26 protein-coding genes and 1 tRNA gene are annotated in these 22,546 nt (G+C 55.3%); 16 read left to right on the top strand and 11 right to left on the bottom strand.

The annotated features are described in order from the left end of the window. Positions 1-56 precede the first annotated feature (56 nt). The 3 genes from WBY09_RS09495 (at position 57) to WBY09_RS09485 (ending at position 2,992) form a co-directional block, all read left to right on the top strand. Positions 57-1,076 (top strand): LLM class flavin-dependent oxidoreductase, encoded by a 1,020-nt coding sequence (locus WBY09_RS09495; RefSeq protein WP_197145073.1) that lies wholly within the window; start codon positions 57-59, stop codon positions 1,074-1,076. Positions 1,077-1,257: 181 nt separating this feature from the next. Further along, positions 1,258-2,832, top strand: coding sequence for an L-lactate permease (locus tag WBY09_RS09490; protein ID WP_336232598.1), 1,575 nt, complete (start codon positions 1,258-1,260; stop codon positions 2,830-2,832). Between the two features lies 1 nt (position 2,833). Beyond that, positions 2,834-2,992, top strand: coding sequence for a hypothetical protein (locus WBY09_RS09485; RefSeq protein WP_157194096.1), 159 nt, complete (start codon positions 2,834-2,836; stop codon positions 2,990-2,992). Positions 2,993-3,046: 54 nt separating this feature from the next. Here the strand turns inward: WBY09_RS09485 and WBY09_RS09480 are convergent, their stop codons facing one another. Next, complete coding sequence (locus WBY09_RS09480; protein ID WP_336232597.1) at positions 3,047-3,679, bottom strand: LysE family translocator; 633 nt, start codon at positions 3,677-3,679, stop codon at positions 3,047-3,049. A 399-nt stretch (positions 3,680-4,078) separates the two neighbouring features. Here WBY09_RS09480 and WBY09_RS09475 point away from each other — a divergent pair, with 399 nt between their 5' ends. Both WBY09_RS09475 and WBY09_RS09470 read left to right on the top strand, forming a co-directional pair. Further along, positions 4,079-5,698 (top strand): inverse autotransporter beta domain-containing protein, encoded by a 1,620-nt coding sequence (locus WBY09_RS09475; RefSeq protein ID WP_336232596.1) that lies wholly within the window; start codon positions 4,079-4,081, stop codon positions 5,696-5,698. Between the two features lie 72 nt (positions 5,699-5,770). Beyond that, positions 5,771-6,934 carry a PA0069 family radical SAM protein gene (locus WBY09_RS09470; RefSeq protein ID WP_336232595.1) on the top strand — a complete coding sequence of 388 codons (1,164 nt, stop codon included), beginning with the start codon at positions 5,771-5,773 and terminating at the stop codon, positions 6,932-6,934. Positions 6,935-6,982: 48 nt separating this feature from the next. Here WBY09_RS09470 and WBY09_RS09465 read toward each other — a convergent pair whose 3' ends face one another. The 3 genes from WBY09_RS09465 to WBY09_RS09455 form a co-directional block, all read right to left on the bottom strand. Next, the gene (locus WBY09_RS09465; protein WP_197145078.1) at positions 6,983-7,261 is read right to left on the bottom strand and encodes a tyrosyl-tRNA synthetase; all 279 of its coding nucleotides are present in this window, start codon (positions 7,259-7,261) and stop codon (positions 6,983-6,985) included. 298 nt (positions 7,262-7,559) lie between these two features. Continuing rightward, a complete protein-coding gene (locus tag WBY09_RS09460) occupies positions 7,560-8,087 on the bottom strand; it encodes a hypothetical protein (RefSeq protein ID WP_040823776.1) in 528 nt (175 codons plus the stop codon). 87 nt (positions 8,088-8,174) lie between these two features. Further along, entirely contained in the window at positions 8,175-8,834 is a 660-nt protein-coding gene (locus WBY09_RS09455) for a hypothetical protein (protein WP_197145079.1), read from the bottom strand. A gap of 271 nt (positions 8,835-9,105) precedes the next feature. Here WBY09_RS09455 and WBY09_RS09450 point away from each other — a divergent pair, with 271 nt between their 5' ends. From WBY09_RS09450 to rpmF, 5 genes are all read left to right on the top strand, one after another. Then, entirely contained in the window at positions 9,106-9,816 is a 711-nt protein-coding gene (locus WBY09_RS09450) for an alanyl-tRNA editing protein (protein WP_197145080.1), read from the top strand. Between the two features lie 168 nt (positions 9,817-9,984). Next, the gene (gene sseA / locus WBY09_RS09445) at positions 9,985-10,842 is read left to right on the top strand and encodes a 3-mercaptopyruvate sulfurtransferase (protein WP_063089974.1); all 858 of its coding nucleotides are present in this window, start codon (positions 9,985-9,987) and stop codon (positions 10,840-10,842) included. Positions 10,843-10,886: 44 nt separating this feature from the next. Then, positions 10,887-11,405, top strand: coding sequence for a GNAT family N-acetyltransferase (locus tag WBY09_RS09440; RefSeq protein ID WP_197145082.1), 519 nt, complete (start codon positions 10,887-10,889; stop codon positions 11,403-11,405). Next, entirely contained in the window at positions 11,402-12,088 is a 687-nt protein-coding gene (locus WBY09_RS09435) for a GNAT family N-acetyltransferase (protein ID WP_336232593.1), read from the top strand. The genes WBY09_RS09440 and WBY09_RS09435 overlap by 4 nt, the downstream gene beginning before the upstream one ends. A gap of 41 nt (positions 12,089-12,129) precedes the next feature. After that, positions 12,130-12,309, top strand: a complete 180-nt coding sequence (gene rpmF, locus WBY09_RS09430) for a 50S ribosomal protein L32 (RefSeq protein ID WP_007090029.1) — start codon at positions 12,130-12,132, stop codon at positions 12,307-12,309. A gap of 129 nt (positions 12,310-12,438) precedes the next feature. Here rpmF and WBY09_RS09425 read toward each other — a convergent pair whose 3' ends face one another. Next, entirely contained in the window at positions 12,439-13,395 is a 957-nt protein-coding gene (locus WBY09_RS09425) for a threonine ammonia-lyase (protein ID WP_197145084.1), read from the bottom strand. 168 nt (positions 13,396-13,563) lie between these two features. Between WBY09_RS09425 and metC the strand changes: the two genes are divergently transcribed. Next, entirely contained in the window at positions 13,564-14,748 is a 1,185-nt protein-coding gene (metC, locus tag WBY09_RS09420; RefSeq protein WP_197145085.1) for a cystathionine beta-lyase, read from the top strand. Between the two features lie 70 nt (positions 14,749-14,818). Here the strand turns inward: metC and WBY09_RS09415 are convergent, their stop codons facing one another. From WBY09_RS09415 to WBY09_RS09400, 4 genes are all read right to left on the bottom strand, one after another. Next, entirely contained in the window at positions 14,819-15,313 is a 495-nt protein-coding gene (locus WBY09_RS09415; protein ID WP_197145086.1) for a DUF3429 domain-containing protein, read from the bottom strand. Positions 15,314-15,395: 82 nt separating this feature from the next. Further along, positions 15,396-16,202 carry a metal ABC transporter permease gene (locus WBY09_RS09410; RefSeq protein ID WP_336232591.1) on the bottom strand — a complete coding sequence of 269 codons (807 nt, stop codon included), beginning with the start codon at positions 16,200-16,202 and terminating at the stop codon, positions 15,396-15,398. After that, positions 16,199-17,041, bottom strand: coding sequence for a zinc ABC transporter ATP-binding protein ZnuC (gene znuC, locus WBY09_RS09405; protein ID WP_336232590.1), 843 nt, complete (start codon positions 17,039-17,041; stop codon positions 16,199-16,201). Before znuC ends, WBY09_RS09410 begins: the two co-directional genes overlap by 4 nt. Continuing rightward, positions 17,022-17,498 carry a Fur family transcriptional regulator gene (locus tag WBY09_RS09400; protein ID WP_008890884.1) on the bottom strand — a complete coding sequence of 159 codons (477 nt, stop codon included), beginning with the start codon at positions 17,496-17,498 and terminating at the stop codon, positions 17,022-17,024. Before WBY09_RS09400 ends, znuC begins: the two co-directional genes overlap by 20 nt. Before the next feature lie 151 nt (positions 17,499-17,649). Between WBY09_RS09400 and hisI the strand changes: the two genes are divergently transcribed. The 5 genes from hisI to WBY09_RS09375 all read left to right on the top strand — a co-directional run bounded on the left by hisI (position 17,650) and on the right by WBY09_RS09375 (position 21,995). Then, the gene (gene hisI, locus WBY09_RS09395; RefSeq protein ID WP_336232589.1) at positions 17,650-18,048 is read left to right on the top strand and encodes a phosphoribosyl-AMP cyclohydrolase; all 399 of its coding nucleotides are present in this window, start codon (positions 17,650-17,652) and stop codon (positions 18,046-18,048) included. A gap of 41 nt (positions 18,049-18,089) precedes the next feature. Continuing rightward, positions 18,090-19,214: a CobW family GTP-binding protein gene (locus WBY09_RS09390; RefSeq protein WP_336232587.1), complete on the top strand. Its 1,125-nt coding sequence runs from the start codon at positions 18,090-18,092 to the stop codon at positions 19,212-19,214. A gap of 336 nt (positions 19,215-19,550) precedes the next feature. Continuing rightward, entirely contained in the window at positions 19,551-20,381 is an 831-nt protein-coding gene (locus WBY09_RS09385) for an aldo/keto reductase (protein WP_336232586.1), read from the top strand. A 208-nt stretch (positions 20,382-20,589) separates the two neighbouring features. Then, the gene (locus WBY09_RS09380) at positions 20,590-21,252 is read left to right on the top strand and encodes a YitT family protein (protein WP_336232585.1); all 663 of its coding nucleotides are present in this window, start codon (positions 20,590-20,592) and stop codon (positions 21,250-21,252) included. 134 nt (positions 21,253-21,386) lie between these two features. After that, positions 21,387-21,995 carry a hypothetical protein gene (locus WBY09_RS09375; RefSeq protein WP_336232584.1) on the top strand — a complete coding sequence of 203 codons (609 nt, stop codon included), beginning with the start codon at positions 21,387-21,389 and terminating at the stop codon, positions 21,993-21,995. Positions 21,996-21,999: 4 nt separating this feature from the next. Here the strand turns inward: WBY09_RS09375 and WBY09_RS09370 are convergent. Beyond that, positions 22,000-22,076 (bottom strand) — tRNA-Arg (locus tag WBY09_RS09370). 142 nt (positions 22,077-22,218) lie between these two features. Continuing rightward, a complete protein-coding gene (locus tag WBY09_RS09365; RefSeq protein WP_063089999.1) occupies positions 22,219-22,512 on the bottom strand; it encodes an ETC complex I subunit in 294 nt (97 codons plus the stop codon). Positions 22,513-22,546 lie beyond the last annotated feature (34 nt).

Here is a 22,546-nt window from a genome sequence, read left to right as displayed (position 1 = left end):
AGGCGCGCCGCTGAAGTCTATTTCTGTGATGCCCGCGCCAAACCGAAAGTCTGGCTATGCTAAGATATTCCCTTCTTGATCTTTGCCCGGTAAATGCGGGTGAACATCCCTCCGATGCGTTGCGAAATACGCTGGCACTCGCCCAACATGCCGAAAAGCTTGGCTATCATCGTTATTGGCTGGCCGAACATCACAATATGCCCGGCATCGCCAGTGCCGCGACGTCTGTTGTCATGGCCCATGTCGCGGCGGGTACCAAAACCATCCGCGTTGGGTCAGGTGGCGTCATGCTACCCAACCATGCGCCGCTGGTAATTGCCGAACAGTTCGGCACCCTTGATGCACTTCATCCGGGCCGTATTGATCTGGGCATTGGCCGTGCGCCGGGCACGGATCAACGCACCGCAGCCGCCCTTCGCCGTGACATGCATGGGTCCGAGGAACGCTTCATTCAGGATGTCCTGCAGGTACAGGCATTCCTTGCCCCGCTTGAAGGCAATCCACCAATCCGGGCCGTGCCGGGCTATGGCTCGCAGGTCCCGATGTGGCTTTTGGGCAGCAGCCTGTTTTCAGCTGACCTCGCCGCCCGTCTTGGCCTGCCCTTTGCCTTTGCATCGCACTTTGCGCCCGACATGCTGATGGATGCGCTGACCCTTTATCGCAACCGGTTTGAGCCAAGCGAAGCACTTGATAAGCCCTATGCGGTTGCCGCGATGGGCTTCTTTGCCGCCGATACCGACGAGGAAGGCGAATATCTGGCCACCTCGATGCAGCAGCAGTTCCTGAACCTGCGCCGCGGGACGCCAGGCCAATTGCCAAAACCTGTCAAGGATATGAGCGAAATCTGGAACCGCGTCGAAAAGGCTGGCGTTGATCACGCCATGCGCTATGCCGCGATTGGCGGGCGCGATACGGTGCGCAAGAAACTGCGCGAATTTGCCTATATAACCAAGGCAGACGAAATCATGGTCACCGCCAACATCTATGATCAGACGGCACGCCTGAAATCCTTTGAAATCGCTGCCGAGCTGTTTGGCGAAATGAATGCAAAGTCCGAGAACAAAGACTGCGCCTAAGACCAAGCGACACCTTGTTTTTGCAAATGCCGGGTTCCCGAGTGAATCCGGCATTTTGCTTTCATCATACGAAATACCAGAACACACCACTTGCGCTTGCATCATTGGTCGGACAATATGCGCGTCCCGTTGAAGACTTCAACGATAGCCCCTTGTTTCAAAAGGTTATGGTGCGCCCTTCATGACCAACTTCCTGCTGGCAGCCCTGCCAATTGCGACCATTCTGTTTCTGATGATCAAGGTCAACTGGGGCGCTGCGCGTGCTGGTGCGGCTGCCTGGTTTGTTACCGTCATCCTAGCAGTGTTCTTCTTTGGCGCGCCGACCGACATGCTGATCATTGCCCAGGCCAAGGGCGTGATGCTGGCCCTTTACATCCTTTATATCGTCTGGGCCGCACTGATCCTGTATTTCGCGGCCGAAGAAGCCGGCGCGATCAAAACCATCGGGCGTGCCATTCGATCACTCACGGATGATCGGCCACTACAGCTTTTGATCTTGGGCTACGTGTTCGCAAGCTTCCTTCAGGGCGTTGCGGGCTTCGGCGTTCCGATTGCCGTTGTAGCACCGCTTTTGCTTGGCATGGGTTTCTCACCGGTTTTGGCGGTTGCTGCCCCGATGATCGGTCATAGCTGGTCAGTGCTGTTTGGCAATATGGCGACTTCGTTCGAGGCACTGATTGGTGTTACCGGCATTCCGGGTACCGAACTAACCCATTATTCGGCAATCCTTCTTGGCCTGTCGGGCTTTATGTGTGGGGCGGCTGTTTTGTGGCTTGATGGCGGGTTCAGCACCATTCGCCGTCGCATTGTGCCGCTGGTCCTGATTTCCGGCGTCATGGGCGTTGTGCAGTATTTCATGGCCAATTACGGCGTCTGGACATTGGGTGGCTTGACCGCCGGGATCTCCGGGCTTGTCGCCTCCATCATTGTGACCCGGTTCTGGAAACCGCATCCCGATGATGTCGCTGAGCAGGTTGCCGATGATCATCAGCACATGCCCTTGATCGAGGCACTGACCCCCTATCTGGTGTTTATCGTGCTGGTCACCATGGCGACCTTTGTTCCTGCAGTCGAGATGCTGCTTGGCAAGATCCGCTTCACGCTTGAGTTCCCGGAAACGGCCACTGCAACCGGTTGGGTGATCGAAGCCGAAAGTGCCAAGGCCATCGCGATCTTTGGCCATCCGGGCGCGCTTTTGCTTTATACCGCCGCCATCAGCTTCACGTTCTTTAAGCTGCGCGGTCATTACGATGACCGCATTGGTAAACGTATCTGGCAACGCACGCTGAAAAGCGGCCTTCCGACCAGCATCGGCATGGTGCCGGTGATCGGTCTTGCCATCATCATGGACCATGCCGGCATGACCTATGCCCTGGCCGAAGGCGGGGCTGCGGTCTTTTCCGGGGCGTTTGCCATTGCCTATCCGGTGATTGCACCGGCAATTGGCGCGCTGGGTGCCTTCATGACCGGCAGCACGAATAATTCCAACGTTGTCTTTGGCATGTTCCAGCGCCACACTGCCGAACTTTCCGGCCTTTCAACCGCCCTTGTTCTGGCCGCCCAGGCAACGGGCGCATCACTTGGCAGCATGCTGGCGCCGTCAAAAATTCTGGTTGGCTGTTCAACAGTGGGCCTGTCAGGAAAGGAAGGACCAGTGCTTTCGGTCGTTCTTAAAACCGGTGTCATCCTGACCGCACTTTGCGGTTTCATGGCGCTGGGCATACTTTTGATCACGACGATGAACGGGGGCGCGTAACATGAAAAACAAACTGTTTAATCCGGTCTTTCTGGTCCTGACCTCGATCATTCTACCAATCGCGGCGTTTGAGGCACTGGTGACAGACAACATCGCTGCAAGCGACATTCTGTTTGCCCTGTTTTGTGCTGTCATGGCGCTGATTGTCGTGCGCAAATAAAAAGCCCGCCGATCAATCTGACCGACGGGCTTTCAAAAATATCTTGGACGAACCTTAGGGGCGAAGGGCTGCCAGCTTGACGCCAAAGGCAATAAACACGGCCCCGGTGGTTGCCTTAAGCGCGCGCTGGAAACGACCATTGCCAGCAAAACGCGTGAGACGCGCCAGCAACATGATCATGGCTATAAACCAGATGGCGTTGATCGCCGCATGCAGGCAGACCAGCATGAAGGCCGATGTCACCGCCCCCTCTCCCACCGGGATGAATTGCGGAAACGCTGCCAGATAAAAGATCGAGACTTTCGGATTCAGCGCATTGGTCAGAAATCCCTCGCCATAGGCCTTGATCAGGGTGCGTTTGCGCTTTGCCGGTGACACATCAGCAACCGTTTTCACCCCGCGCCACGCATCGCGCAATGCCTTGAAGCCGACCCAGCACAGATAAGCTGCCCCCAAAAACTTCACGATCATGAAGGCCTGTGCCGATTGCACAAGGATGACCGAAATACCAAGGATCGACAAAGTCCCGTGCAGGTAGAAGGCCGTCACAAATCCGGCCACATTGGCCATCCCGGCCGCGCGCCCGGATGTCGGGACGGTCTTGGCGACCAGCACGCCATTGGGCCCCGGCGACATAACAAGCAGTGACGCAACCAGCGCAAAACTCAAAACCTGTGACCAATCCATGGCGCGATCCTTTGCAAATGATCAAACGGTGCGCATTGACTGATGACGTTTCGCACCTTGCCTTGACTATATCCCGCCTTGATCAACCAACAAGAAAATCATTGTGACCATACATTTTCCTTGCCCGGTCCGGTCAGCCTGCCGGGATCAGGAAAATGATAACTTCTGCCAAAATGATAAAGAATAGAAGTGGCCGTCAGGATCAGGCGGCACTACGGTCGTTACGACAAAATCAATATGGCAAAAGCCATGCGACGGCGGGGCACGAAACTCCCCACGAGCAAAATCTTCTGATGTCTTGGCAATGTGCCTGCCCCCGCAGGCGCAATGTGAGCCCTGCTGACTAGGTTAAACATGCACGTTACCCGATCCATCCTTTCTATCTTTCTTAGCGCCCCCTTGCTGCTAGCTGCACCCGTTGCCCATGCCGCCGCAGAACCACCCGGCCCAAAATGGGGACCGCATGTTGACCTCGAAGGCAAAGGCGGAACGGATCGTAACCTTGGCGAGACGGACCTGTTCATTCCTCTTTGGCAGGATGAGGACACATTGACCTTCACCAGCCTGCGCGCCCGGATGGATGACAATAACAGCCACGAAGGGAACTTCGGTCTTGGCATCCGTCAGATGCTTGATTCGGGATGGAACATTGGCGGCTATGGTTATTTTGACCGCCGTCACAGCCCCTATGGCAACAAATTCAACCAATTGACCTTCGGCGCAGAGGCCCTGTCGCTTGATTGGGATTTTCGCGCCAATGCCTATGTCCCGATCGGCACCACACAATACATGGAAGACAGTCTGAGTACTGTTGATGTAAGCGGCACCACCTTGATGTACAATCAGGGTGAAGAACGCGCATTACGTGGCTTTGACGGGGAAATTGGCTGGCGCATTCCGTTATTTGCGGCTGATGCCGGACAGCAACTCCGTGCCTATGCTGGTGGCTATCGCTTTACGGAAGACGGTGTTGATACGGTACAGGGTCCGCGTGGGCGACTGGACCTGACCTTTGAAGAAGTCCCCTTTTTGTGGGAAGGGTCGCGCTTTTCGCTCGGGGCGGAAATTCAGCATGACAGCCCACGGGGCACGCAGGGCTTTGCCAGCTTCCGCCTTCGTATCCCGTTGCAAGGCTTCGGCGATACGCCGAAACCCCGCCTGAACGCGATGGAACGGCGCATGACCGATCCCATCATTCGCGACATTGATGTGGTCAGTCAGGCCGGACAGTTTTCAGAAGCAAGTGAAATCACCCAGACTGCGGACGGGGAAACGATCACAGTTCTGAACAGCAACTCGACATCGGCGGCGAACTTTGCCACTGACATTGCCAATGCAGGTGCCAATTCCACCGTAATCCTGAGCGGCAATTACACCGCAATCAATTCCGTCACAACGGTTCAAAGTGGACAAACAATTGTCGGGGGTGGCGCACTCGACATCAAAACCCCGACAGGACGGTCGGTTACGGTCACCATTCCGGATGCATCAATCTCGGGCACCGGCAGCAATGGCGGCACCGGTGGTGGTGCACGTCTCTTTAACATGGCCGATAACAGCAGCCTGGTTGGTGTGACCGCGAACGTTAACACAACAACCGGGTCAGCATACATCGTCCACATCGAAGGAAAGCAGAATGTTACCATTCGGGACAACAAACTGACAACGCAGAACGACACCTCAACAGCAGGGGCTATCATAATCAGAGACAGCCAGGATGTTACGATCAAGAATAATGTTTCATCCATTACCTCCAATGCAAATGGTGCCCGATTCCTGGCGATTATCGGCAACAATTCCAACATCAGCATCGATGACAACAAGCTTTCCGTGAGCGGAGCAGGCTTCGACAAGCGATTTGTATTCTTCGCCAATTCATCAACCATAAACAACCTGTCAGGGACAGGTAACACCACCAATAACCTCAACCCATGTGGTGACGGCGGCGGAACCCTTCCCACCGTTACTGGCTCAGTCACGGTAGACGGCACCGCGGTAGACGGCAGCGCCTGTCCATAACGCGATACCGTAGAAACATGGACATATCGGCTTTGGCTTGAATGTTCTTCTTTTGTTCTTTATTGTGAGCGTATGAAGAACAATATCAGCCAACCCCACGCCCACACTCGCGCTGTCACTTTTGATGATGGATGGTCAAACGCGAAATGTGATCTGAACATCTTGCCCGCCCGCGGACAAAAGGGACGCGGCGCGATGTCCAATATTGACGGGCGATTTGAACGTCATATCCATCAGGCGGTTGATGACGGATGGCTGGGCACATTGATGGAAGATCAGGACGCCCCACGCACCAAAACCACCCTTGGCATAGATGGTGCGCGTTCTGTGATCACCCGCAATCAAAGCCCGGATGTCCCGTTTGATCGCTCGATCAACCCCTATCGTGGCTGTGAGCATGGCTGTGTGTATTGCTTTGCGCGCCCGACCCATGCCTATCTGGGTCTGTCGCCCGGTCTTGATTTTGAAACCAGACTTTTCTGGAAACCGGAAGCCGCCGAGCTTTTGCGCAAGCAGCTGTCGTCAAAAGCCTATCAACCCGCCCCGATCGTGATTGGCACAAGTACCGATCCCTATCAGCCAGTTGACCGCGACAAGCGACTGACGCGGTCGATCATCGAAGTTCTGGCCGATTGCCAACATCCCTTTTCGCTGATCACCAAAAGCGCACTGGTCACCCGTGACATTGATCTGATTGCCCCGATGGCCGCCCGAAACCGGGCATCGGTGGCAGTATCCGTCACAAGCCTTGATCACCGGCTGTCAAACCTTCTGGAACCCCGTGCCTCTGCCCCACACCGCAGGCTTGAGGCCATCCGAAAACTGTCAGATGCCGGCATTCCCGTCACCGTCCTTTGTGCGCCGGTTATTCCGGGCCTGAATGATACGGAGATCGAAAAGATCGTTGCAGCCTGCAAGGACGCCGGTGCGCAATCGATTGGTCACATCGTCTTGCGCCTGCCGCTTGAAATCGCCGATCTGTTCGAAGAATGGCTAGAGGCCCATTACCCTGATCGCAAGGCAAAGGTGATGTCGCTGATCCGTCAGATGCGCGATGGCCAAACCTATCAGTCGGAATTTGGCACCCGCATGCGCGGCACCGGCCCGATTGCCGATCTGATCACCAAACGTTTTGAGGCTGCCCGCAAAAAGCATGGCCTGACCAACCGGTCTCTCAACCTTGATTGCGGCGGTTTCAAACGTCCCAGCGCGAACGGGCAAATGTCGCTGTTCTGACATCACCAGCAACATCGCCCATATCCCGCAACAGATACCCCATCCGGTTCAGTCCGCGCGCCGGATCAGCATCGTGCTGTTGCCCCCAACCGTAAGGCGCAGCACTTCGCCATCATCAAAGGCGTAGCTCAGGATATGATGGTCGGGATCAATGATCTGTTTGCCTTCGATGGTGACAGCACCACGTGCAACCAGTTCACTTGCCGCCGTGCTGGTCTCGGCAAAACCGGCCATCAGAATAAGCGGCACCACCCCGATCCCGTCTTTCAGGGCATTGGGCGTGAAATCAAGTGTCGGCATGCGATCAGCAAGAGAGATATGGGTCATTTTCCGGTTTCCTTGTTGGTGAAGCCACCTCGGGCAAACCGGTTTATGGAAAAAACAAAGGCCGCCCTGGGGCAGCCGGTCTTGGTTTAATTTACAAACACATCAACAGGCGCCGCGCTATGTGCACGACGTAAAATAGGCGTTCTGATGTGTAATAATGTTTTCCATGCTTTTATGCATATGGCGCTTTTTTCGTTTGGTCAAGCCGCTTGTTGCCCCCCCCACGCCAAAGAAAACACCCGCCAGCAAAACCGGCGGGTGCAACGAAACATTGATGCCTGACCTAAAAGCGAAGATCCTAGCTGACAACCCGATAGCGGGCATGCACTGCCGGTTCGCTGATGATGGCGGGATCGATCATGGCATTCACCGCGTCCTGTGCTTCGCTGGCGGCAACACCTTCGCGGTCCTTGGCGTTTACATTTCCGTCTTCGCAAAGCGCCCTGGCACGTGCACTTTCAAAGAAGCGCAAACCACGTTTTTCCATGACATACAGGGTTTCACCACCCCACTGTCCGGTCCAGACAAGACCAGAAAGACCTTCCATTTCCCGTTCAATCCGGGTCGGCGAAATCGGCATTCCGAGGCAAGTGGTCAAAAGGAAGGAAAGTTCGGCCGCGGTCACCCCGTCTTCACAGCATTCCTCGGCCAGAACCGACATCACCGCCATGGTCACAACCCGAAGCGAAACCTTTTCCGCATCAAGCCCCGGGAACCGGTTTTGCTGAAGTTCGACAATGTCGTTGGCAATACGATCAACATCGCCACGAATGACATAACGGCCCCGCCATACCCGGCAGCTGCTTCTGACTTCCCACGCGCTCATGATTTGGTCCCACCCGTTTTTGTTTGTCCCTGCTAAAAAAGATACAACAAACATACATAACGTCAATATCTTTTTCGACTTTTTGTATTATTTTATACACTCGTCACGAAACCAGCGGAAGCCATCAGCAGCAACGGTGTAACCGTCCTCGCCCTCGACCTCTTCAAGGTAGCCTCTTGCCACGGCCACATGGAAATCCCGGCTAAAATTGCGCGGCATCCGCAGGTGATCCTGGCGGCGCAAAAGCCGGCGGACATCACCGCGCGTTACAAAACTCCTGCTGTCGCGATATTGCAGCCAGATTGCCGCCAGCAAGATTATCTCGGCAAAGCCACGCGGTTGCAGGCGTCCGACCAGATCGGCAAAACTGCCAACAAATCCCGTAATGAACATGCCGGGATCTATTGCGCCGGAAAATGCCGCATCGCCTGTATATCCAATGGCACCATATGTCTCGCCCGCCCCCGGCACGCTACTGGCTGCGGTCACGGCGCGATCATCCACCTTGCCCCCCGCACCTTCCTTGGCGAAGCCATCAACCGCGCCGTTATCGCGCGGGTGACCGCCACCCGAAACACCAGGTACAGAACCACGCACCGCGCCAACAGCCATACCCGGCACTGACGGCGCCTGCCCGAACAAAGCAGCCATAACCACCGGCAAACGCGCAGGCGGGATCGCACATTCGAGATCGACTGGCCCGAAGTCCCCTTCACCGGAAAGCTTGACATGGATAATGGCTGGCACGGCTATATCACTCCTGAAACACAACGCAGCGATACCATACATTACGTATAATTTTCAACATCAATATTACATTTATGTATACTAACTTACATACCAGCCGACGGATTGCCGTAACTTTGGCCTCGACAATTGCCGGTCCGCCACCGCACCATAATCCCGGCAATCAATCCTTTCGCACCAATCCTGTGCGACGAACGGACGCCCCGGCACCAAACGCCGGGCGGTAAAATCAAGAACGCCATCAACCGCCACCAACGGGAGACCAGAAAACATGACACGCCTGATGTTTCGCGAAGACGCCTATGCACAGAATTGCAATGCCACCGTCACCAGCATTTCAGATCGCGGCATTGAACTTGATCAAACGGTGTTTTACGCGACCGCTGGCGGCCAATCGGGTGATATCGGTACACTAACCCTTAGCGATGGCACGACCCTTCCCGTCGTTACCACGGTCAAGGATCGCGAAACCGGGCGTATCTTGCACATCATTGCTGATGATCATCCCCTGCCCGCGGTTGGCGATACGATCACAGCCGAACTTGATTGGGACAACCGCCACAAGCTGATGCGCTTTCACACCTGCCTGCATCTTCTGTGTGCTGTGATCGAAGGCGATGTCACGGGCGGCAATATCGCTGCCCACAAGGCGCGGCTGGACTTCAACCTGCCAGAGCTCACGCTCGATAAGGATGAAATCAGTGAGAAGCTTAACGAACTGATCGCACGCGATGCCGATGTCTATGACGGGGAAATCTCCGTGGCCGAGCTTAAAGCCAACCCGGAACTGGTGCGCACCATGTCGGTACAGCCGCCAATGGACGGACATTCCATCCGGACCGTCACCATCGAAGGGATCGATTTCCAACCCTGTGGCGGTACCCATGTGCGCAAAACCGGCGAGATCGGCAAGGTCATGGTTTCCAAGATCGAAAAGAAAGGCCGCCAGAACCGACGGATCAATATCGTATTTGACGACTGATGCCATTTGCAATTGGCAACCAGCAAACATACGGATCACCACCATCCGGTTTGACTGCCAGTTGCCAGCAAGCGGCAGGACCGTTACAAATTTAAATAGATTCAGGACCAAATTTAAAACAATCCCGGAACCAACCGGAAATCCACCACCGTCAATCGGAGCTTGTCCATGACCAACCCACTTTCCGACGCCCTTGTGTCCACCCAATGGCTTGCGGATCACCTTGATGCACCGGATGTGCGCGTCGTCGATGCCAGCTGGTACATGCCAGCCGAAAACAAGAATGCCCGCGACTTCTATGATGCCGAACACATTCCGGGCGCAGTTTTCTTTGATATCGATGATATTGCCGCCGATGACAGCGCCCCGCTGCCACACATGATGCCCGATGCAATCAAGTTTTCCGCCAAGGTTCGCAAACTTGGCCTCGGCGATGGTGTCCGTGTGGTTGTCTATAGCCAAAAGGGTTCCGCCCTTGCCGCCTGCCGTGCATGGTGGATGCTGCGTCATTTTGGCCACCACGATGTCGTCGTGCTCGATGGCGGCCTGCCAAAATGGATCGCCGAGGGACGCCCGGTCACTGATGCACCGACCCCGCCGCGCGAACGCCACTTTACCGCACGCGCCAACAGCTTTTTGCTGCGTGAATATGATCAGGTTCTATCGAACGTCAAAACCAAACGCGAACAGCTGGTGGATGCGCGCGCAGGCGAGCGGTTCCGTGGTGAAGTTGACGACCCGTGGGGCAAATCTGGCCACGTTCCCGGCTCCTACAACCTGCCCTTTACCGAACTTCTGAATGCTGATGGCACGTTCAAGTCGGCGGATGAAATCAAGGCCGCGTTCGACGCAGCAGGTGTCGATCTCAACAAACCGATTGTTGCAAGCTGTGGTTCGGGCGTTACCGCCTGTGTCCTTGCCATGGGGGCCTATATTTCCGGCCACAAACAGGTCGCGGTCTATGACGGATCCTGGGCGGAATGGGCCACCACGGAAGACAGCCCGGTTGATACCGGCCCGGCCTGACCATCCGGCCCCGTCCGTATCACACATTTAAAAAGAGAAACCCGATGCCCGCCCCATCCCCGTTCGGTCCGGATATGACCAACCATACCGCCGATGGCGCGGGCATCAGACTTGAACAGCTTAAAGCCCCTACTAACGACGATATTGCCGCCATCACCCGCCTTTGGATTGCGACCGGCCTGATCCCGGCGATTCGCGATGCACGGCAGGATATTGAAAACTGTATTGCGGCCGATAACGGCAGCCTGATTGTCGCGCGCATGCCAGATGATCAGCAAATCTTTGCCACCATGATGACCGGCCATGACACTGTCTTTGGCTGGATTCATTATCTGGCAATTGCTGAACACGCCCAAGGAGGCGGCATTGGCCGCGAACTGGTAACTTTGGCCGAGGATATCCTGCGTCTTTCGGGCTTAAGTGAAATCCGGATCACGATTGAAAATGCCGCAGCGGGTGATTTTTACGCCAAACTCGGCTATGACTTTATAGCAAGCGTCACCGATCAGGCTGATCCTGATCCGCACCAAAACAAAATAATGCGCAAGAGTTTAGCCCAATGACCCCATCCAATCCGCGCAAGCTGGAAGTTGTGATCAGCTTCCTTGAAATGCAAAGCCCGCCAGAACGCGCGCCAGCCATCGTCCCGCCCGGCAAGGTCGCGATCATCCGGGCCGAAAACCCGACCCTGTCATTTTATCGCTACCTATATAATACGGTCGGCGAACCATGGCTGTGGTGGTTACGCCGCCTGATGAGCGACGAAGAACTCTCCGCGATCCTCGCCAAGCAGGAAACGCATGTTTATGTGCTTTATGTTGCCGGTGTGCCCGCGGGCTTTGCCGAGCTTGATCTGACGGACTTTGAATCGGATAACGTCATTGATCTGCACTATATGGGCCTGATGCCGGAATTCATCGGCAAGGGCTTTGGCAAATACCTGCTGGATTGGGCGATTGATACCGCCTGGAGCTTCAAGCCCACCCGCATTACGGTCAATACCTGCACACTTGATCATCCAAGTGCACTTGGGGCTTACCAAAAGGCAGGATTTGCTATATATGATCGCCGAACCGATATTGTTGATGATCCGCGCGATACAGGACTGATCCCGCATATCGACCACCATGTCGATCATGATGGTCATCCAGCGAGCGATACACCTGATCGCGAAAGTGATCCGGAAAATGCAAATAATGCAGATTCCGACACTTTGATCGTTGACTTTCCCGACCGCGCACGGTAACAAGCGCGCCTGAGTTTACCCAAGCCAGAGGATGATGACCCATGGCAGTGCCAAAGAAAAAAGTGACCAAGTCCCGTCAGGGCATGCGTCGCTCGCATGACAAGCTCGCCAAGGGCTCGTACCGCGAAGACAAAGAGACCGGCGAACTGCATCGCCCGCACCACATTGACCCGAACACCGGTATGTACCGTGGTCGTCAGGTGGTCGAGCCGAAGATGTAATTCCGCACCGGAGAGCTTTTTGCTCTTTGGCGGTTTGCGACGCTATATATTTCCGCGCCAGTCCTATCGGACTGGCGTCTGGTTTAAAAAGGGATGAAACCGTTTGGTTTCATCCCTTTTTATTTATCCCTACTCAAAACCATCCACACCGGTTCCGCACACGATCACCCCGACCCGCCCCGGATTGGGATCACCCAGGCGATCATTCATGACGGCGGCAATACCGGCGGCGGCGGAAAGCTCGACCGAAATGCCAAACTCTTTCCAAAGCCACTTGGCAGATTTTTGCATTTCCTCGTCACTGACCAACGCGATGCGATCCACATTCCTGCCAATCAGATCGACATTAAGTGCGGATGACTGACGCGGCGCCAGACTGGTGGCGGCGGTGTTCACGCTGGGCAAAGTCACGACCTCGTTGGCCTTAAGGCTTTCGAACAGGGTTGCCGCCCCGGTCGGCTCCACACCGATCACCCGGATCGATGGGCGCAACAAGCGTGCGGCTGTCGCCACACCGGCAATCAGTCCACCACCACCAATTGCCACGACCAGTGTATCAAGGTCGGGTTGCTGTTCTAAAAGCTCAAGCGCGATGGTTCCCTGCCCGGCAATCACCTTGGGATCGGCGAATGGATGGATATAGGCCATACCGCTTTCATGTGCGTGTTCCATCGCGGCACGGTTGGCGTCGTCCCAAACCGCCCCGATCAAAGCCACATCAACCCCCTGCGCGCGCAGTTTTTTGACTTTGGGCTGTGGTGTATTGGTCGGCAGGAAGATTTTCACCGGTACACCCAGTGTGCGGGCCGCATTGATCACACCCATGCCATGGTTGCCACCCGATGCGGTGCACAGCCCGGCTGATCTTTGTTCGGGTTCAAGGGCCAGTGCAGCATTCATGGCCCCGCGTGCCTTGAAGGATCCGCTGACCTGCATGTTTTCAAGTTTCAGGAACATCTCGGGGATGCGATCACGTGCGACAAAGCCCGATATATCGCCAAAATTACTGGCCGCAAACACCGGGGTCAGGCGCATATGGTCTGATATCGCCTTGCGCGCAGTGCGAAAATCCTGAAGTTCAATCACGGGGCCCCCTTGCTGTATTCTGTGTCATTCGCTGCTGTTATTGCCTGTAAAAAATAGCCTGATATCAGGCATTAACAATGGCTTTGACACAAAAAGCCTTGAATGGCCGCCGCCAAGGTGGTTTGTCTTTGAAGCATAAGACGTCGCGCCCAAGGAGAACCGCCTGTTATGTCATCGCAAAGCCCCAAACATACCGCAACCAAACTGGTCCATGCCGGTCGCCGTTCCAGCCAGTATCACGGCGTGGTCAACCCGCCGGTTCTGCATGCCTCGACCATCCTGTTTGACAGCCTGGCAGAACTTGAAAAGGCTGGTGCCTCCGTCCCCGGAAAAACGACCTATGGCCGCCACGGCACCCCGACGCGCTTTCTGCTCGAAGAAGCCGTTGCCGAACTTGAAGGTGGCTATGGCACGCTGTGCGTTTCATCGGGCGTTTCGGCGATTACCAATGCCATCCTCGCCTTTGTAAAGCCCGGCGATCATATCCTGATCACCGACAGCGCTTATTTCCCGACTCGCAACCTGTGCAATACCTTTCTTAAGAAGTTCGGGGTCGAGACGGAATATTATGATCCGGCGATTGGCGGCGACATTGCGGGCCTTATTCGCGATAACACTGCCCTTGTCTGGTGCGAAAGCCCGGGGTCGCTGACCTTTGAAATGCAGGATATTCCAGCCATCGCCAAGGCCGCGCATGCGCGCAATGTAAAGGTAATGCTTGATAACACCTGGGCTTCCCCGATCCTGTGCCGCCCGTTTGAACTGGGTGTTGATGTGTCTGTTCAGGCCGGTACCAAATACATTGTCGGTCACTCGGATGTCATGCTGGGCACCATCACGACCGCGACCGAGGAAGACCTTCTGACCATCAAGAAGCAGGTCCTGATTTCCGGTGACGCGGTTGGTCCGGATGATTGTTACCTCGCCCAGCGTGGCCTTCGCACCCTTGCCGTGCGCCTGAAACAGCACCACGAAAGCGGCCTTAAGGTCGCGAACTGGTTGCAGACCCGCCCGGAAGTCAAACGCGTCCTCCACCCGGGTCTGCCCGATGATCCGGGCCATGCCATCTGGAAGCGCGATTTCTCGGGCGCGTGTGGCCTGTTTTCCTTTGTCATGCAGCCGGTTGAAAAGGCCCAGCTTGCCAATATGGTCGATAACATGGAGCTGTTTGGCATGGGCTTTAGCTGGGGCGGTTTTGAAAGCCTGATCCTGCCCTCAGACCCGGCCAAAATCCGCACCGCCACCAAATGGGACGACGATGGTCAGCTGGTCCGGCTCCATATCGGCCTTGAAGACCCCGATGATCTGATCGCCGATCTTGAAGCCGGGTTCGCGCGGCTCAAAACGGCCTGAACCCGAAAATGACAAAGGGCGCTGAACTTTCAGCGCCCTTTTCTGTTCAAGCCTGTAAACCTTCGTGGTCTTAGAGCCACGCAAACAAAAGCGACGCAATCACAATCACCGACAGGATGACGCGCAAGTTGCCATACCACGTCGGAAACTGACCGCCTTTCACTGTCTGCAAGTCAATCAACAGCATGGCCGCAAAGCTCGCCGCCAAAACGGGCAACCCAATCGCCAGCGGCACAAGCAGTGTCAACCATCCGATAAGCGACGGCACCACACTGATGCCAAGCGAAACCCACAGGAACTTGTCGGCACCACTGCCCTTATCAAAGGCATTTATTGCCCTTCCCCAATGCACGCCGCCCAGAAATGACAAAATCACCGCGCCATAGGCGACAAGGGTGAAATAGGCCAATGACTGATGTGCACCCGACAAGAATGCCCCGCCAATTGACAAGACAACAAACGGGATCGCGCCACTTAGCCCGAACCAACGCGCGGGGACCGGGATGGACGCAAAGAAAGCCGAAGCGGATACTGGATTACGATCTGTTGATGATTGCTGCGGCACGCCGATATCCTTTCACGCGGTTCTATCTGCGCTTTACGGAATCGGGTGCCGGGCTGATCACCGCGTTTGCAGTGATAACGCTTTAGCCACCTGCAAAGTGGCGCTTGGCACTCATCACAATGCCGCTGGCAACAAAGATCGCCGCGGCCGAAATCACGATGCTTGGCCCGGCAGGCGTATCGACATGCCAGGACAGGGAAATCCCCGCCAGAACCGATGCCGCACCAAACAGACCGGCCCCAACCGCCATCTGTTCAGGTGTGCGGGCAAAGAAACGCGCACTGGCGGCCGGGACGATCAGAAGGGCTGTAATCAGCAAGACCCCGACAATCTTGATCGCCATGCCAATCACAAGTGCCATCAGAAGCATGAAGATCAAACGCAGCCGTTCGACCGGAATGCTTTCGGCCGCGGCAATCTCAGGGCTGACTGTCAGCGCAAGCAAAGGCCGCCACATCCATGCAAGGATGCCAAGAACAAAGGCCCCGCCAACCGCCAAAAGCAAGATATCCCCGGTATTGACCGCCAGAATATCTCCAAACAGATAAGCCATCAGATCAACAGCAACCCCTTGCACAAAGGCAAGCGCGACCATACCCAGTGCCAGCGTGGAATGGGCCAGCATGCCCAGCACCGTATCACTGCCAATCCGCGATTGCCGCTGGCCATAGGCCAGAATAAGCGCGGCCGCAAGACAGGTCGCGATCATGCCGATCCGCACATCGACCCCGATCAGAAGACCAAGCGCCACCCCCAGCAATGCCGTATGCGCCAGCATGTCGCCAAAGAATGCCATGCGTCGCCAGACGATAAAGGCGCCGAACGGGCCACAAACGACGGCCAGCAAAACACCGCCCAAAACGGCACGAAACAGGAAATCATCCATCATTGGTTTGTTCCCGCCCCTTCTTTGACGGCTTTATTGTGATCATGCGCGTGATCATCTGCATGATGGTGATGCCCATGGTCATGCGAATGATCGTGACCACATCCGCCAACAACATGGCCCGAAAGATCATGTTCGTGATCATGTTCGTGGTGATAGATACCAATCGCATCGGCCTCGCGCACGCCAAACAAAGACCGGTATTCCGGATGCTGACGCACGGTTTCGGGAATGCCCGAACAACAGACATGGCGATTGAAGCACACCACCTGATCGGTTTTGGCCATCACCAGATGCAGATCATGCGAAATCATCAGAACGGCGCAATCAAGTTCACGGCGGATCTCGTCAATCAGGCGATAAAGCTCCGCCTGCCCGGAAACATCCACGCCCTGAGTCGGCTCATCGAGCACCAGCAAATGCGGACGCAGCAAAAGGGTGCGGGCCAGCATCACACGCTGCGTCTCGCCACCTGAAAGCTGGCTCATCTGCGCGTCAATCACATGCCCTGCCCCGACCTGCGCCAGAACGACTTCGCAATCCGCCCGGCTCACGGACCGGGTCAGGCTCAGAAACCGCTTCACCGTCATCGGCAAAACCTGATCAATGGCAAGCTTTTGCGGCACATAGCCAATCGTAAGCCCGCGTTTACGCACGACTTCACCGCTATCGGCTTTCTGCAAGCCCAGAAGCGTCTTGACCAGTGTTGATTTCCCGGCACCATTCGGCCCGATCAGGGTAATGATCTCGCCCGGATGGATGGCAAGCGATACCTGATCAAGGACGCGCTCGTTACCAAAGGACAGAACAAGGTCACGGCCTTCAATGAGTGGCGCAGTCATGGCACAGCCCCTTGATCTCGACCGTGGTCGCCTGAATGGTAAAGCCGACACTGCGCGCCGCCTTGCGCACCGCGTTGCTCATATCCTCATTAACCGCCTCGGCCACGCGCCCGCAATCGGTACAGATGAAATACTGCCCCAGATGTTCGCAATCAGGTCTATCACAGCCGAAATAGGCATTAAGCGACTCAATTCTGTGCACCAGACCAAGCTCGGTCAGGAATTCCAGCGCGCGATAAACCGTTGGCGGCTGAACCCGTTGCCCTTCGGCGGTCAGCGCATCGAGCAACTCATAGGCCGTCACCGCCTTGTGCGATTGCCAGATCAGGGTAAAGACCTTGCGGCGCATGTCGGTAAAGCGCGCATTTTCGCTGTCACAGACTTTCTCTGCCTGCGCAAGTGCGCTATGCACACATCTGTCGTGATCATGGCCCTTTTTGGGGAAAAGATCGCTCATAGCTGAATATCTCGTATCGACGGCCATCTGGTTTCGGCGGTTTCGGCCCAACCGATTTCAAAAAGCCGTGGCATCTGATGAAATGTTATAATATATCATTTTCTGACGCGCCGAACGTCAAAAGTCAACCACCATCGACCGGAGCTTCCCCATGACGGGCTCAAATGCACAGATTGCCGACAAACTGAAATTCAACGAAAACGGCCTGATCCCGGCAATCGCCCAGCAACATGACAGCGGCGAAGTCCTGATGATGGCGTGGATGAACCGTGATGCGGTGCTTGAAACGCTTGAAACCGGCCGGGTGTGCTATTTCTCACGCTCCCGCGGGAAACTGTGGCGCAAGGGTGAAAGCTCCGGCCAGGTGCAGAAACTGGTCGATTTCCGTTATGACTGCGACATGGACACCATTCTGGTCGAGGTCGATCAGATTGGCGTTGCCTGCCACACCGGACGGCGCAACTGTTTCTATTTCGCCGCACGTGACGGCAAGGAAGTCGTGATTTCCGAACCGGAAATATCGGCCGAAGAACTTTACGGCAAGAAATAAGCCCCCAAATCCCACGCCCAGCTCAAAAGACCTGATTGATCATGGCCCTTTCCAACGAACAGTTTGACCGCATCGCCACCACCGTCATCACCGGCTTTCTGGGCAGTGGCAAGACCACGCTGCTTAACGCCCTGCTGACACAGGATGGCATGGATAAAACCGCGGTTCTGATCAACGAGTTCGGGGAAATCGGGCTGGATCATCTGCTGGTCCGCGAAGTATCCGAGGATGTGGTGTTGCTGAACTCGGGCTGCATTTGCTGCTCGGTGCGCGGTGATCTGATTTCGGGTCTGCGTGATTTGTTTGTCAAACGCACACGCGGTGAAATCCCGGAATTCGATCGGGTGATCATTGAAACCACCGGCCTTGCCGACCCGGCCCCGATCCTGCACACCCTGATGACCGACCCACTTCTGACCACCAAGTTCCGCCTTGATAGCGTGGTGACCACCGTCGATGCCATCCATGGCGCAGGCCAGCTTGATAACCATCCCGAAAGTGTCAAGCAGGCGGCTGTTGCCGACCGCATCCTGATGACCAAGGCCGATCTGGCTGATGAGGCAACGCGCACAGCCCTTGAAGCCCGCCTGCGCGCGCTTAACCCGGCCGCCCCGATTTATCCGGTGGTCAATGGCGACATTGCGGTTTCAAAGCTGTTCAATGCCGGGCTGTATGACCCGACAACCAAAAGCATGGATGTGCAGAAGTGGCTGCGTGATGAAGCCTATGAGCAGCACGGCGATGATCATGCACATCATCACGACGATCACGGGGATCATGCTCACGACCACGGCCACCATGATCACAGCCACGACGTCAACCGTCATGATGACCACATCCGATCCTTCTGCATCACCTTTGACGAACCGATTCACTGGGATGCCTTTGTTACCTGGGCCGAAATCTTTACCCAGATGCGCGGCGAAAGCCTTTTGCGCGTAAAGGGCATCCTTAATCTGGTCGGCGAAGATGCGCCTGTCGCCATTCACGCCGTGCAGCATGTCTTCCACCCGCCGGCATCCCTGCCCGCCTGGCCAAGCGACGACCACAGATCCAAGATTGTCTTCATCACCAAGGATCTCGGGCCCCAGGTAATCCGTGAATCGCTTTATCACCTGAATGCCGCGGTCAGTGAAACCAATGATCGCAATACGGTCGAAGAATAATCGACTGCGTTTGAGCCACATCAAGGATCATCACCGGTGATTGCGGCAATCTCGTTCTTGGCTTGATACAGCCTCACTCTAAGTCCTGAACTTCGGGCGACCCATTAATTTGGTCGCCCTTTTTCTTTGCCTGAAAATCCCCACCCGCACACGTGGCAGTCCCGACACTCTCGCCAATTGCACAGCCTGTACCATCCTGATGTACAGGTTGCGATCGGCGACATGCGCACTAAATCTGGCGCAAATCGGGCAAACTGACACCGGATCGTCATTTGCACATGACACCGCGAAGACCCAAAATCACAACAATCAAACGAAACAAGGGGGTACACCAGTATGATTTACCGGAACTGGCAGGACACTAAAATCCCGGCCCTTGGCTTTGGGACGTACGAGCTCAACAACGACGAAGCAGCGAAAATGATCGCCGAAGCCGCCAAGATCGGCTATCGCCATTTCGATACCGCCCAGATGTATCACAACGAACAGGGCGTTGGTCAGGGCCTGAAAAACTCCGGCCTTGCACGCGATGACTACTTCCTGACCACCAAGGTTTGGTACGACAAATTCCAAAGCGGTGATTTGCAGACTTCCGTGGTTGAAAGCCTGCGCAAGCTTGATCTGGACCATGTTGATTTGTTGCTTCTGCACTGGCCCAATGATGACGTGCCGCTTGAAGAAACCATGGCTGCCTTGAACGAGGTCAAAAACCTCGGCATGACGCGCCTGATCGGGATTTCAAACTTCCCGACCGCCCTGATTGATCAGGCCGTGTCACTGACCGATGCGCCGCTGACGGTTAATCAGGTCGAATATCACCCCTATCTTGACCAATCCAAGGTGCTCGAAAGCGTCCGCGCACATAACATGCTGCTGACGGCCTATTGCCCGATTGCGCGTGGCAATGTCATGAAGGATGCAACGCTTAAGGCCATCGGTGAAAAATACGGCAAGTCCCCCGTGCAGGTGACGCTTCGCTGGTTGCTGCAACAAGACGGCGTCATGGCAATCCCGAAATCGGGCTCACCGAAAAATGCCGCGGCCAATTTCGATATCTTTGATTTCGAACTATCGGAAAACGACATGGAAGCAATCCATGAACTTGCCAATCCAAATGGCCGTCTGATTGATCCGTCCTTCGCCCCGGAATGGGACAAGGCCGCCTGATCACCATCCGGCCTAACCGCGAACAAACATAAAAATTTACCAAGACCGGCTTGCTTTAAGCCGGTCTTTTGCGTTTGGCGATCCCGTTACATCAAAAACACGCGATTTACGCCGCGATCTTGCGCACAGCTTGTTTCGCACCTGCGAAAAGCGTATTTTATCAAGGTCCTGACCCTAATCTAATCAACCAACTGGCAGCACACCGCTTATGAGCACCGCAAACACCACCGATAAAACCGACCCGGCCGCAACCAGCGAAACACCCAAAAAGGACGATATCGCCCATCGCCCGTATGAGGATGTGCTGGCCCTTTTGCTGGGCACCATGGTGGTGTCGCTTGGTGTCACGCTTTATAGCGAAAGCATCCTTGTTACCGGCAGTACCGCCGGCGCTGCCCTTCTGATTGAACATGCCACCGGGCTGTCGTTTGGCGTGATCTTCTTTGTGATCAACCTGCCCTTTTACTGGCTGGCTTTCAAACGCATGGGCAAGGCGTTTACCATCAAGACCTTCATCGCCGTAGGTCTGGTCTCGGCCTTCTCGAAGCTGACCCCGATGCTGGTGGAATTCAACACGCTCAACCCGATCTATGCCGCGGTTGCCGGGGGTGCGTTGATGGGGATTGGCCTGCTCATGCTGTTTCGCCATCGCGCCGGCCTTGGCGGGGTCAATATCCTGGCGCTCTATTTGCAGGAAAACTTCAACATCCGCGCCGGCTATTTCCAGCTTGCCGTTGATATGGTCATCCTCGTCTGCGCCTTCCTGACCCTGCCCTTTGACAAGGTCCTGCTCTCGATCCTCGGTGCCGTCATCCTGAACCTGATCATCGCGCTTAATCACCGTCCGGGGCGGTATTTCTCAGCTCGATAGATTGTTGAACAACAAAAATCTATCAGCTTGCCTATCGAATGAGTTGATAAGCGCGGTCACCTGTCATCCAAGCTAACGCTGACTTTCGGATAAGTCGAAGCTGCGCTATGGTTTTGCAAAACACGGGAGATCGAATGAGAGACAGCGGGATACTGCTTTTGACCAGCTTTGTAGCACTGGTAGCAGGATGCATAGGATACGGACTCGGCGATGGTTTGGCGCGATACGAAAACGTCACCAGTGCTTTGGTCGGCCCAGATCGGTTGCAATGGGAAGTTATGCTGACTGGGTTAGCCGCAATAATTGCAGGTTACATGGCGATATACGCAGCCTCGACATCCCAACGCCGGAAAGAAACCAAGGAAGCCATTAGATTTTCCGGCAAAGTTCGAAGAACAATTCGTGGGTCTATACGAGGAATTGAGAATTCAATTGGACGTATTAATGAATCACGATTTGCGCCGGAGAACCTTCGAGAGATAGCAGACCTCACGAGGGAAATAGCACCCGAACCAAATGAGTTCACCCCGTTAGAACTGCAACTCTCGTACGATCAGCTTGATGTTATGCTTAATCAGACAAACGGATACTCAAGACATCAGTTTGAGACCGAAGCTGAAGCAATCAATGAAGCAAGGCAACTACTCACTCATTTAACCGGCTGCTTGAAGGATTTGGATTACAGAGCCAGCAAATGGTACGACAAAGCATTCGAAGAAATGCACCAAAAACACGGAAAATGAAAAATGGCGATCCCTGCAGGACTCGAACCTGCAACCTACAGATTAGAAGTCTGTTGCTCTATCCAGTTGAGCTAAGGGACCGCTGGGTGGGGTGGTTACGAACCCCGGGGCATGGCATTGGACGCCTGCCCGACTGTCTTCACAGGCTTTAACGTCCCCTGTCAGACGAAACGGGGCGGAAATCCGCCCCGAGAATTGGTCAAATACGCTGGCGATTGCCAGATCAGACGACGCGTTTGAACGCGAAGTTATCGGCATAGGCCTTGAGCTGCAGTTTGCGCGGTTTCGGCATTTCGATGTCCGCGATCAGCTTGTGCTTGGCGGCAAAGGCCTGCGCTTCTTCGAGGGTTTCGAAATACATGCGGACCTGACCACGGGTGTCGGTCGATCCGATCCAGCCCATCAGCTGATCCGCAACCTTTTTCGCACCCGGTTCAAATTCCATGACCCAGTGCTTGGTCGCAGCCTGACCGGACTGCATGGCGTTCTTGGCAGGTTTGTAAACACGGACCTTCATCGGGACCCTCGTCTTGACCTTCGGGATAAGATGA

The organism is Thalassospira sp. CH_XMU1458 (assembly GCF_037027205.1).
GTDB classification, from domain to species: domain Bacteria; phylum Pseudomonadota; class Alphaproteobacteria; order Rhodospirillales; family Thalassospiraceae; genus Thalassospira; species Thalassospira tepidiphila.
Note: the sequence above shows the minus strand (reverse complement) of the source record. Positions and strands in the feature narration are given on the sequence as shown.